Origin of the sequence: Pseudomonas sp. JV449 (genome assembly GCF_032424295.1) — a bacterium.
GTDB classification, from domain to species: domain Bacteria; phylum Pseudomonadota; class Gammaproteobacteria; order Pseudomonadales; family Pseudomonadaceae; genus Aquipseudomonas; species Aquipseudomonas marginalis.
On record NZ_VYKD01000033.1, the window covers coordinates 27832 to 39346 of the forward strand.

The following is an 11515-nucleotide window of genomic DNA, read 5'->3' on the forward strand; positions in this document are numbered from 1 at the left end:
TGCCAATTCAGGCTCGCGCAGAGATTTTGGAGGTCTTGGAGAGGTTGGCAGAAATGCCGGGGAACTCTGCCGTCGAGCGTCGGAAACGTCCTATGGCGCGAGCAAAACTTTCTCGATAGATGGTCGCCCCGACACACCCAGTAATGGTTGGTCGAAAGCAAAATCAGGATTTGTGGCTATGGGCGGCATAGGAGGCGGGAATAAGAGTCACCAGCCCGCCGCAAGTTCAGCAAGCCGTGGGCTTGTGAACCTGCGTCGCAGCTTTTCACCTGACCTGGCCCTTGCGCAGGCACTCCCTGTGCCCGTAGGTCACGCCGATCTCAATTGATCAGAACAACCCGGCCCCCTGGTCATGCATCCCCCTTGGCGGGGGATGCAGACAGAAAGAAGCGAGAGGCTTCTTTCTATGGACGCTGATCGCGCAGACGACAGACCCGTCAGACGCAACCTAGTACCAATTCGGATCTTTCTTCAGCTGCTCCATCAGCAGCTTCTGCATGCCTTCGTCCGGCTTACCGATAAACCGGTAATCGGCATGCCGCGTCGGAGACTTGTCCGCCGGCAAACCGGCAGGGACTTCCACCAACATGGCGTAGGCATCTTCCTTGTCGAGGCTGAAGGCGACGATCAGGCGCTTGTTAAGGCACGTATCCGCAGTTTCGCAGAGCGGCCCCACCAAGTACTTATCGCCATCCTCTTCCACGGCATTCATCTGCTCGGCCGTGCCCGACAGGTTCAAGACCCATTCCGGCAGGCGCTCTTCTTTCTTCACCACGCCTTGCCAGGTCTCGCGGTACTGCGGATCCGCGCTGAGCAGTTCGTTGGCCCGCGACTGACCGTCATTGGCGGCCATCGCGAAGCCGCTGCCGCCCAAGAGCACAGCGGCAGCAATCGCTTTGAGGGACAAAGTGGTCATTTTCAGCCTCGGCCGCGACGACCAAAGAAGAACGAAGCAATGAACATCACCAGGAAGACCACAAACAGAATCTTGGCGATACCCGTGGCGGTGCCCGCGATACCACCGAAGCCCAGGACTGCGGCCACAATGGCGATGATCAGAAATGTGATTGCCCAACTCAACATGGTGATTCTCCTTACGCTTCTATAAAAGGTAACAGCGGTGATACCGTTCAGGCGCTCAACACAAGCGTCCGACGTTTTTGCCTAGAACACCCAACGCTCTTGGGTTGGCAGCTCGCCCAGGGTGGAGTCCTGATCGGCCACTCTCAATTGCTTGGCGGTCACATCGGCAGAAACGCTCCCGACGGCACGGCTCTCAATGGAACTGAAATGGGTCTGGGTCATTACCGGACGTTCGAATTGCGGGGCTTGGGGCTGACTCTGCTGCCAATGTTGCATCTGCTGGCCTGCAATCAGCGTGACCATCAGGGCCAGGCTGGCAAACAGCCCCTGTTGCATACGCAGTGGCGATACACGCAGTTGGCTGAGGTGTTGGCGAGTCATGCTGCTTTTCTCCCGCATTCTGATTATTCGTTCATGACGCTCTTGAGAGAGGTATTGCAGAGCGCATGCCAGCTTTTTTACAAAATAAAAACCATTAAAATCAACATCTTATAAATTAAGGCTCAACTGGCGGCGCAGCATCCTGCACGATCCACCGCTACAGGCCGTGCGAAATGCACGATGGCCAGCGGTCGGGTCAAAGGATCGAATGCGCGGGTTGAGTTGCCGAAGTGGCAAGACGGAATGAAAACGCCATCAGACGGGGCTTTGTAGGAAGACTTGCAGATAGCTGCACGACGTTGCTTTTTATCGATCAGAATAAACCATGCAACTTGCCCGATTATTCCGGGACTAAACACCATCATTCATAGTTAAGGAGCGCGGGACAGATGGAATCAGCCAAGGAACTTCAAGGCCGCATTCTTTTAGTGGATGACGAGTCCGCGATCCTCCGCACCTTCCGTTATTGCCTGGAAGATGAAGGCTACACCGTCGCCACCGCCAACAGCGCCGCCCAGGCCGATGCCCTGATGCAACGCCAGGTGTTCGACCTGTGCTTCCTGGACCTGCGCCTGGGTGAAGACAATGGCCTGGATGTGTTGGCCCAGATGCGGATCCAGGCGCCGTGGATGCGTGTGGTGATCGTCACCGCCCATTCCGCCGTCGATACCGCCGTGGACGCGATCCAGGCGGGTGCCGCCGACTACCTGGTCAAGCCTTGCAGCCCCGACCAACTTCGCCTGGCCACCGCCAAACAGCTGGAGGTGCGCCAACTTTCCGCGCGCCTGGAAGCATTGGAAGGCGCCGTACGCCAGCAGAAAGACGGCCTCGACTCCCACAGCCCGTCAATGATGGTTGTGCTTGAAACCGCACGCCAGGTGGCGGGCACCGATGCCAACATCCTGATCCTCGGCGAGTCCGGCACGGGTAAAGGCGAACTGGCCCGGGCCATTCACGGCTGGAGCAAGCGCTCGAAGAAATCCTGCGTGACCATCAACTGTCCGTCGCTGACGGCAGAACTGATGGAAAGCGAGCTGTTCGGCCATAGCCGTGGTGCCTTTACCGGTGCCAGTGAGAGCACGTTGGGCCGGGTCAACCAGGCGGACGGCGGTACACTGTTTCTCGACGAAATCGGCGACTTCCCCCTCACTCTGCAACCCAAGTTGCTGCGATTTATCCAGGACAAGGAGTATGAGCGCGTGGGCGACCCGGTCACCCGTCGCGCCGATGTGCGTATCCTGGCCGCCACCAACCTGAACCTGGAAGACATGGTGCGCGACGGTCGCTTCCGTGAAGACTTGCTGTATCGCCTCAACGTCATCACCTTGCACCTGCCCCCGCTGCGCGAGCGCAGTGAAGACATCCTCACCCTGGCAGACCGCTTCCTGGCGCGCTTCGTCAAGGAATACGCCCGCCCGGCGCGGGGCTTCAGTGATCAAGCGCGCGAAGCCCTGCTCAACTATCGCTGGCCAGGCAATATCCGCGAACTCCGCAACGTGGTGGAACGCGCCAGCATCATCTGCCCACAGGAAAAGGTCGAAATCATCCACCTCGGCATGGCCGAACAACCGACCAATAACGCCCCGCGCATTGGCGCGGCGTTGAGCCTGGACGAGCTGGAGAAAGCCCATATCGGCGCCGTATTGGCCACCAGCGATACCCTGGACCAGGCCGCCCGCACCCTCGGCATCGACGCGTCGACCCTGTACCGCAAACGCAAACAGTACAACCTGTGAGCTGCACCCTATGAAGCTAGCGATGACACTGCGCACTCGATTGTTCCTGAGTATCTCAGCGCTGATCACCGTCGCCCTGCTGGGTCTGATCCTGGGTCTGGTCAGCGTCATGCAAATGGCCAAGACCCAGGAGTCCCTGATTCGCAGCAACTTCGTCACGCTGGACCTGGGGCTCAAACTGCGCCAAAGCCTGGGCGACCAATTGATCATGATGCTGGAACATCGCCCCGATCCGCAGGCATTGCAAAGCTCCAAGCAGCATTACTTCGACCTGCTGGACCAAGGCATCGCCCATGAGCAACGCGACGGCCATAACCACGGTTTCAGCCAGGCGCGAGCCCAATACCAGGACCTGCTGGACGCCTTCGAGCAATCCCAGCAGGCGTCGCCACCACCGGGCAGCAAGGAAAAACTCACCGAAACCTTCAATGTGCTGCGCAACGGGCTGATTGCCGAACATAAACAAGCCCTGGAAAACATCAGCGCCAGCGAGCATAAATCCCGCGGGCGCGCCTTGCTGATCGCCGGTTTGCTGGGGTTGGTGGGCCTTGCAGTGCTGATTATCGGATTTGTCACGGCCCATGGCATCGCCCGGCGATTTGGCGGCCCGATCGAAGCGCTGGCAAAAGCAGCCGACAAGATCGGCCAGGGCGATTTTGAAGTGACCCTACCGCTCTCTTCGGCAGCGGAAATGAACCTGTTGACCCGTCGCTTCGGCCTTATGGCCGAGGCGGTGCGCCAGCATCAGGCGACTAATGTTGACGAGTTGCTGGCCGGCCAGCAGCGCCTGCAAGCCGTGCTCGACAGCATCGACGACGGCCTGCTGATGATTGACCGCCAAGGCCGCCTGGAGCATCTCAACCCCGTTGCGCAACGCCAATTGGGCTGGGACGAGGAACGCCTGGGCCAAGGCCTTGGCGAAGCCCTGGTGCGCCCGGAGCTGGATGAACAACTGCAACTGGTGCTGCGCGGCGGCACTCTGGAGCGCGCGCCGGAGGACCTGGAAGTCGAAGTCGAAGGCGAACTGCGCCTGCTGACCTACAGCCTCACTCCCGTCAGCCATACCCAGGGACATATCCTTGGGGCGGTGATGGTGCTGCACGACGTCACCGAACAGCGCGCCTTCGAGCGGGTACGCAGCGAATTTGTCTTGCGCGCGTCCCATGAACTGCGCACGCCGGTGACCGGCATGCATATGGCGTTCGGCCTGTTCCGTGAACGCGCGAAGTTCCCGCCGGAATCCCGTGAAGCGGACCTGCTGGATACGGTCAATGAAGAAATGCAGCGCCTGATGCAGTTGATCAACGACCTGCTCAATTTCTCGCGCTACCAGAATGGCCTGCAGAAACTCACCTTGGGCCCCTGCGACGTGACCGATCTGCTCGAACACGCCCGCGCGCGCTTTGCGGAGCCCGCCAATGCGCAACACATAGAACTGCTGGTAGAAGTGCAATCCGATCTGCCACGGCTGTATGCCGACCAGGCGCAATTGGAACGGGTGCTCGACAACCTGCTGGGCAATGCCCTGCGTCATACCGCCGACGGTGGGCAAATTCGCCTGCAGGCGCGACGTCATGGCGAGCGGGTGATTATCAGCGTCGAAGACAACGGCGAAGGTATTGCTTATGGCCAGCAAGGGCGCATCTTCGAACCCTTCGTCCAGGTTGGCCGCAAGAAAGGCGGCGCCGGCCTGGGGCTGGCGCTGTGCAAGGAGATCGTGCAATTGCACGGCGGCCGCATGGGGGTGTATTCGCGGCCGGGGCAGGGCACCCAGTTCTATATGGCGCTGCCCTTGTAGGCGCCAGCTTAGCGCCGGTTCAGGGCACGCAGGATGGCAGCACTTTCGGCATCCGGCACGCCATCGAACCGGGATGGCCGGAAGCGCATCTGGAACGCCGTGATCACATGGCGCGTGGCGACATCCAACTCACCCGTCTGGGGTGTCGGGTAACCGAGGAGCGCCAATTCTTCCTGGAACCAAGTGATGCTCGGCAATTCAGCGGCGTACTGCACCTGGAAACGGGCGACGGCCTGGGCATCCGGCCACACACTCAGGCCCTCATCGGCCAGGCGCTTCCAGGGGAACAGCGGCCCCGGATCGAGCTTGCGCAGGGGTGCGATATCGCTATGGCCGATGATGTTCCTGGGATCGATGCCATTGCGCTTGCTGATGTCCTTGAGCAACACCACCAGCGACTTCACTTGGGCCTCGGAGTACGGGTACCACAGGCGGCCTGTAGGGGTGTCCTTGTAGCCAGGGTTTACGATTTCGATACCGATGGAGCTGGAGTTGAGCCAGGTACGCCCCATCCACTCGCTTTCTCCCGCATGCCAGGCCCGCTGGCTTTCATCCACCAGCTTGTAGATAGTGGCGCCGGCGTCGTCACCGATCAGGTAATGAGCGCTGACCTGGCCGTGGGTCAGCAGGGCGAGGGAACGCTCAAGATTGGTGGAGGTGTAGTGCACGACCACGAACTGCACGCGATTGTCGTGGTTCGCCGAAGGGTGGCGGGTGTCCAGGCGCGGGCCAGTGGCGCAGCCGGCGAGCAGGAGAAATACACAGGCGAAGTACAAGGATTTCATGGCGGAAGACAGTACGCTGAAGACGATAATGCAACAGTGTAACGTACCGTTTGTGGCCCGGCGGTCAAATTACACAATGGAACATCTTTTACGCCGCCTGCACCTGGTTACGCCCAGCGGCCTTGGCCCGATACAACGCTTCGTCCGCTCGCTTGAGCGCCAGCTCACTGCGCTCACCGGGCAGGAACTGCGCCACGCCCATGGACACGGTAATCGTCACCGGCTCGCCCTTGAAGTGGAATGGGCAGGCGGCAATCGCAGCACGTAGCACCTCACCCACCGCCAACGCATCCGAGAGGGATGAGTGGGGCATCAGCAACACAAACTCCTCACCGCCAAACCGCGCGATAAAGTCGCTGGTGCGCAGGCGCTTGCGCAGGACGTTGGCGATGATTTTCAGCACCTTGTCACCCGCCAGATGGCCGTAGCCATCGTTGATGCGCTTGAAGTGATCCAGGTCCAGCATCGCGAGCGACAGGCTATTGCCACGCTGGTGCCAGGCATTGACCTCATGATCCAGGCGCTCGCTCCAGGCCGCGCGGTTAGGCAAGCCGGTGAGCGGATCGATCAAGGCCTTCTGGCGTTGCACCTCCAGGTGCTCACGGTAGCCTTGGGCTTCCTGCTCCATATTGGCGACCCGCTCGGCCAGGCCTTTCAAGCGCGCTGCCACTTCCTGCTCGCGCTGGTCACGCTGTTGCTGGTGCTCGTCCATGGTGCCGAGTAAACCTTCCAGATGGCTTTCGAGCACCTGCTTGAGGCTGTCCAGGTCCGCCGCTTCCTGGACACTGCTTTGCAGGCCGTCGACCTGTTCGCGAATCTGCGTGTCCAACTCCCTCGCAGCGGAGCGGCTGTCGGCATGGCCGTCGCTGGCCACTTGCAAATGGCCCTGAAAGGCTTCGAGGCGCTCGTTGAGCTGTTTGAGGTATGCCTCGAACTCGTGCTGCCCGCTGTCGGTGATCGCCAGCATCAGCACCGCCAAGTCATCGAGGATCGGCAGCAATTCGTACCAATTCAACCCGTGGGCCAAGCGCTCACGCATGGCTTCGGCCTGGGGCCGATGGCGCTCGGGCAAGGCCAACTCCTCCAACAGGCCGATCAGGGTGTCTTCGATGTGCTTGGCCACGGAGCTGTACGACGGCTCCGGTGAATCCGGCAAGGAGTAGAGGCCATCCGATTGAAGTTCGTCGGGGTCCGGCTCTTCGGCCTCAAGCACTGGAGGGAGCGAGAGGCTGCCGATCACCGTCTCCTGCGGTGCCTCGACCACAGCCTGTGGCGGTTCGATAAAGGCGGCGAGGGCGCTTTCGGTGCTGGTTTCTTCCACCTGTGGCTCAGGCTTGCCGGGCACGACAGGTGCTGGAGAAACGTCGACAGGCGCAGCCAAGGCGCCGCTTTGAGCAGGCGCCTCGTACACAAACTTTTCACTGCTGGCATCAACCGCCTTGGCCGGCGCTGCGGGTTCAGGCTGCGCGGCAACCGGTTCCTGAGGCTGCGGCGCAAAGGCCCGCAAGGCTTGCGCCAGTTCCTCGGACTGTTCGGGCGCCTGGGGCTCGGCGACGGGCTTGGCGGCAACCGGCGCCGGTGACGGGCTGGAGACGGGCTCACTGGCCGCTGCCTCGCTCGACACGTCCTTGGCACCAAACAGGCGCTGCAATAAACCCGGCCCAGGGCGCACGGTTTCACCGTCCGGCTCCAGGTTATCCAGCGCCTGCCCTTGCAGACTGCTCAATTCGCTGAGTAACAGGGGAATCTCACGTGTCTGGCTGACGCGGCCATCCAACTGCTTGGCAAAGGTTTTCAGCGGACGGGCGACCTCACGGGGCAGCGGCAGCTTTTGCAACTGCGTGACCAGGGAGGTCAGTGCGGTGCTCATCTGGTCGATCCGGGTTTCGCGGCGCTGCTCCGAATCCAGTACCGCCTTTTCCAGGCGCGGCAGCAAGGCGGCGAGGGCAGCGTCCATGTCGTCGGTACGCACGACGTCGCGCATTTCCTTCATGCATTGGTCAACCGCGCGGTCGGTGCCTTCCGCCGCCAGCGTGCTGCGCACCAGCCCACGACGCAGCAGGTCGAGGCGGGCAGCCCAACGGCGTTCGAGCTTTTCTTGTTGCTCGATGCTTAACAGGTATTTTTCTTTCCAGCGCTGGGCGTCGTCGCTCATGCAAGGGGTCCGCGAGGGCCGGGGCTCAACGCGGGCAATGCATCAGCCGTGAGCGAACCCGGCAGACGAATCTCTACCGCGACTGGCAGGTGATCGGAGATGGGCTGCGCCAGTACCTGCACACTCTCAAGTGTGAGGGTCGGGCTGAGCAGGATATGGTCAAGACAACGTTGCGGGCGCCAGCTGGGGAACGTGGCTTCGACTTGCGGCGCCAGTAGCCCGAGGTCACGCAACGGGGAATTCAGCAGGAGGTCGTTCGCATGGGTGTTCATGTCACCCATCAACACCTGATGCTTGTAGTTGCCAATCAGGTCGCGCACGTAGGCCAACTGCAGGTTGCGCGTACGCCCCCCGAGCGCCAGGTGCATCATCACCACCACCAAGGCCTCAGGCCCTTCGCCAAAACGCACGAGAATCGCCCCGCGCCCCTTGGGGCCCGGCAATGGGTGATCTTCGATGGAGGTGGGCTTCAAACGGCTGAGCACACCATTACTGTGCTGCGCCAGGCGCCCGAGGTTGCGATTGAGCTGCTGATACCAGTAGGGGAACGCCCCGAGGTGTGCCAGGTGTTCGACCTGATTGATATAGCCGGAACGCATGCTGCCGCCGTCGGCCTCCTGCAGGGCGACCAGGTCGAAATCATTCAACAGGTCGCCGATCTTCTGCAGGTTACGGGCCCGGCCGTTGTGGGGCAGCAAATGCTGCCAGCCACGGGTGAGGTAGTGCCGGTACTTCTCGGTGCTGTTGCCCACCTGGATATTGAAGCTGAGCAGGCGCAGGCGGTTGTCTGCCGGCAAACCTGTGGACTCCAGGTGATGTGCGTTGACCTGCGGTTCACGCAGGCCAACCACACGTTCAGTACCCCAGCGGCGCATGAGGAGCCCCTTACTTGGCTGCGCGTTCTTTGGCGATCAACTGGTCGGCAACGTTGAGGGTCGCTTCAGGACCACCGGTAGTGCCCAGGTCGAAACGATACTTGCCGTTGACAATCATGGTGGGTACGCCTTGCACGCCGTACTTCTGCGCCAGCTCCTTGGCCTGTTTGATCTGGCCCTGGATGGCGAAGGAGTTGAAGGTGGCCAGGAACTTGTCCTTGTCGACGCCTTGGGTAGCAATGAAGTCAGCCATTTCGTCCGGCTTGGTCAGGCGCTTGCCTTGTTTCTGGATGGCGTCGAATACCGCGTTGTGGACCTTGTGCTCCACCCCCATGGCTTCCAGGGTCAGGAACAGTTGGCCGTGGGCATCCCATGGGCCGCCGAACATGGCGGGGATGCGCTTGAAGTTCACGTCCTTGGGCAGCTTCTCGACCCAAGGGTTGATGACCGGCTCAAAAGCGTAGCAATGCGGACAGCCGTACCAGAACAGCTCTACCACTTCGATCTTGCCCGGTACCGAAACCGGCACTGGGTTGGCCAATTCAACGTAGGTTTTACCGGCTTCAAGCGGCACATCGGCAGCTTGCGCGGTCATGCCGAAGAGGCTGGCAGTGACGAGAGCGGCGCTGAGGATCAGATTACGCATGCTTTACTCCTGGACAAATAAAGTCGCCTCACGCGACCTTTGTTGTGACAGGTCTACGCGGGCATGAGTTCGTTAGTGTAACGGCAGCGGCCACAAAAAAGGGCGGCCTAAGCCACCCTTTTTATGCTTGCATCGATGGATTAATCGAGCGTTAACGTTGCGTGCACCTTAGTGCAGGCCCTGGATGTAGCTGGAGACCGCCGCAATGTCTTCATCACTCAGCTTGCGAGCGATGGTGCGCATGATTGCCGCGTCGCCATCATTGGCTCGCCCGGCCTCTTCCTTACGGAAATCGGCCAGCTGCTTGGCAATGTAGGTAGCGTGCTGGCCGCTCAGGTGCGGGAAGCCGGCGGCGGCTATGCCCGCGCCATTGGGCGAGTGGCAACCGGTGCAGGCAGGCAGGCCTTTATCCAGGTCACCGCCGCGGAACAGTTTCTCACCACGGGCCACCAGTTTCGGATCAGCAGCTCCCACACTGCCTTTCTGGCTGGCAAAATAAGCCGCGAGGTCTGCCAGGTCCTGGTCACTGAGGTTGGTCAGCAGGCCGGTCATTTCCAGGACCGTGCGCTTGCCATCCTTGATGTCGTGCATCTGCTTGGTCAGGTAACGCTCACCCTGGCCGGCCAATTTGGGGAAGTTCGGCGCCGGGCTGTTACCATCCGGCCCATGGCAGGCACCACATACGGCGGCTTTCGCTTGACCGGCAGTGGCATCACCTTTAAGGGGGCCCTCTGCGGCGACGGCAACACCGGTGATGCCCAAGGTCAACAGCAGACTCACGATCAGTTTGTTCATCAGCTAATCCAACTACGGCTAAGGGTTTAAGAGTTATCTACCGGGTTTACTCACCATCAACTCAATGATGGCCTGGTAATCCTCGGTACTGCAGTCCATGCACAAACCACGCGGCGGCATTGCCTTGAAACCCTGGGTCACGTGTTGCACCAGCGTGTCCATGCCCTGCGCCAGTCTTGGCGCCCAGGCTGCCTGGTCACCCCGTTTCGGGGCGTTCGGCAGTTGGCCGGCATGGCAAGCCACGCAAACTCGGTTGTACACCGCTTCCGGATCCTGTGTAGCCTGAGCGCCATACAGCGGAACCAGGGCACCGAAAGCGAGCAACCATCGGGTCATACATCGACCTTTTCAGGGTTTGAGAGCGTTTTGCGTTCTAATGCGCAATAAAGGTCTATCGCTCCCGTGAACTTCATCCTTCGCTGGGACAAAGCACACACAAAATCTGCGGCATTATATACTGGCGCTACTGAAACGGAAACGACACCGCTTGCCGCACCCTTTTTCGGCACCGCCCACATCGGAAATCTCATGCAACTCAAGAACCCCATCCTCGGCCTGTGCCAACAGTCCACCTTCATGCTCAGCGCCGCCAAAGTTGACCAATGCCCCGATGACGAAGGCTTTGAAGTCGCCTTTGCCGGTCGCTCCAACGCCGGTAAATCCAGCGCACTGAACACCCTGACCCACGCCAGCCTCGCGCGCACCTCGAAAACCCCGGGCCGCACGCAGTTACTCAACTTCTTCAAGCTAGACGATGATCGGCGTCTGGTCGACCTGCCGGGCTACGGTTATGCAAAAGTACCTATCCCGCTGAAGCTGCACTGGCAGCGTCACCTGGAGGCTTACCTGGGTGGCCGGGAGAGTTTGAAGGGGTTGATCCTGATGATGGATATCCGTCATCCAATGACCGACTTCGACCTGCTGATGCTGGATTGGGCGGTCGCCAGCGGCATGCCGATGCATATCCTGCTGACCAAGGCCGACAAGCTCACCTACGGCGCCGCCAAGAACACCCTGCTTAAAGTGCAGTCCGAAATCCGCAAGGGTTGGGGTGACACAATCACCATCCAGCTGTTCTCGGCACCCAAGCGCATGGGCCTGGAAGACGCCTATACCGTGTTGGCCGGCTGGATGGAGTTGGCTGATAAAGGTGCGGAACTCGCCGAGTAACTTTTCTGCGGGCAAAAAAAACCCCGGACTTCGTATGGGGAGGGGAAGTTCGGGGTTCAAGTACCGGACCGCTAGGGCGGGGTCCGGATAT

General features: G+C 60.5%; 12 protein-coding genes. 3 read left to right on the plus strand and 9 right to left on the minus strand.

Annotated features, from left to right (window positions below):
• Positions 1 to 448: 448 nt before the first annotated feature.
• The 3 genes from F6S08_RS28245 to F6S08_RS28255 form a co-directional block, all read right to left on the minus strand.
• Positions 449 to 916: an inhibitor of vertebrate lysozyme family protein gene (locus F6S08_RS28245; protein WP_065946470.1), complete on the minus strand. Its 468-nt coding sequence runs from the start codon at positions 914 to 916 to the stop codon at positions 449 to 451.
• A 2-nt stretch (positions 917 to 918) separates the two neighbouring features.
• Complete coding sequence (locus F6S08_RS28250) at positions 919 to 1083, minus strand: DUF1328 domain-containing protein (protein ID WP_003170804.1); 165 nt, start codon at positions 1081 to 1083, stop codon at positions 919 to 921.
• A gap of 81 nt (positions 1084 to 1164) precedes the next feature.
• Positions 1165 to 1464 (minus strand): hypothetical protein, encoded by a 300-nt coding sequence (locus tag F6S08_RS28255; RefSeq protein WP_065926887.1) that lies wholly within the window; start codon positions 1462 to 1464, stop codon positions 1165 to 1167.
• 389 nt (positions 1465 to 1853) lie between these two features.
• On the opposite strand from F6S08_RS28255, the gene algB reads away from it, so the two are divergent.
• Both algB and F6S08_RS28265 read left to right on the plus strand, forming a co-directional pair.
• Complete coding sequence (gene algB, locus F6S08_RS28260; RefSeq protein ID WP_065926864.1) at positions 1854 to 3200, plus strand: sigma-54-dependent response regulator transcription factor AlgB; 1347 nt, start codon at positions 1854 to 1856, stop codon at positions 3198 to 3200.
• Between the two features lie 10 nt (positions 3201 to 3210).
• On the plus strand, positions 3211 to 4998 hold the full coding sequence (locus F6S08_RS28265) for a KinB sensor domain-containing domain (protein ID WP_065926863.1): 1788 nt from the start codon (positions 3211 to 3213) through the stop codon (positions 4996 to 4998).
• A gap of 8 nt (positions 4999 to 5006) precedes the next feature.
• On the opposite strand, the gene F6S08_RS28270 is transcribed toward F6S08_RS28265, so the two are convergent.
• The 6 genes from F6S08_RS28270 to F6S08_RS28295 form a co-directional block, all read right to left on the minus strand.
• Positions 5007 to 5783: an N-acetylmuramoyl-L-alanine amidase gene (locus tag F6S08_RS28270; RefSeq protein ID WP_074848110.1), complete on the minus strand. Its 777-nt coding sequence runs from the start codon at positions 5781 to 5783 to the stop codon at positions 5007 to 5009.
• Between the two features lie 88 nt (positions 5784 to 5871).
• A complete protein-coding gene (locus F6S08_RS28275; RefSeq protein WP_074848108.1) occupies positions 5872 to 7938 on the minus strand; it encodes a GGDEF domain-containing protein in 2067 nt (688 codons plus the stop codon).
• Positions 7935 to 8813: an endonuclease/exonuclease/phosphatase family protein gene (locus F6S08_RS28280; protein ID WP_315872651.1), complete on the minus strand. Its 879-nt coding sequence runs from the start codon at positions 8811 to 8813 to the stop codon at positions 7935 to 7937. The genes F6S08_RS28275 and F6S08_RS28280 overlap by 4 nt, the downstream gene beginning before the upstream one ends.
• A gap of 10 nt (positions 8814 to 8823) precedes the next feature.
• Positions 8824 to 9459, minus strand: coding sequence for a thiol:disulfide interchange protein DsbA (dsbA, locus tag F6S08_RS28285; RefSeq protein WP_027608027.1), 636 nt, complete (start codon positions 9457 to 9459; stop codon positions 8824 to 8826).
• Between the two features lie 168 nt (positions 9460 to 9627).
• Entirely contained in the window at positions 9628 to 10254 is a 627-nt protein-coding gene (locus F6S08_RS28290; RefSeq protein ID WP_315872652.1) for a cytochrome c4, read from the minus strand.
• 33 nt (positions 10255 to 10287) lie between these two features.
• Positions 10288 to 10590: a c-type cytochrome gene (locus F6S08_RS28295; RefSeq protein WP_027608029.1), complete on the minus strand. Its 303-nt coding sequence runs from the start codon at positions 10588 to 10590 to the stop codon at positions 10288 to 10290.
• A 192-nt stretch (positions 10591 to 10782) separates the two neighbouring features.
• On the opposite strand from F6S08_RS28295, the gene yihA reads away from it, so the two are divergent.
• Positions 10783 to 11424, plus strand: coding sequence for a ribosome biogenesis GTP-binding protein YihA/YsxC (yihA, locus tag F6S08_RS28300; RefSeq protein ID WP_027608030.1), 642 nt, complete (start codon positions 10783 to 10785; stop codon positions 11422 to 11424).
• The last annotated feature ends 91 nt before the right edge of the window (positions 11425 to 11515 follow it).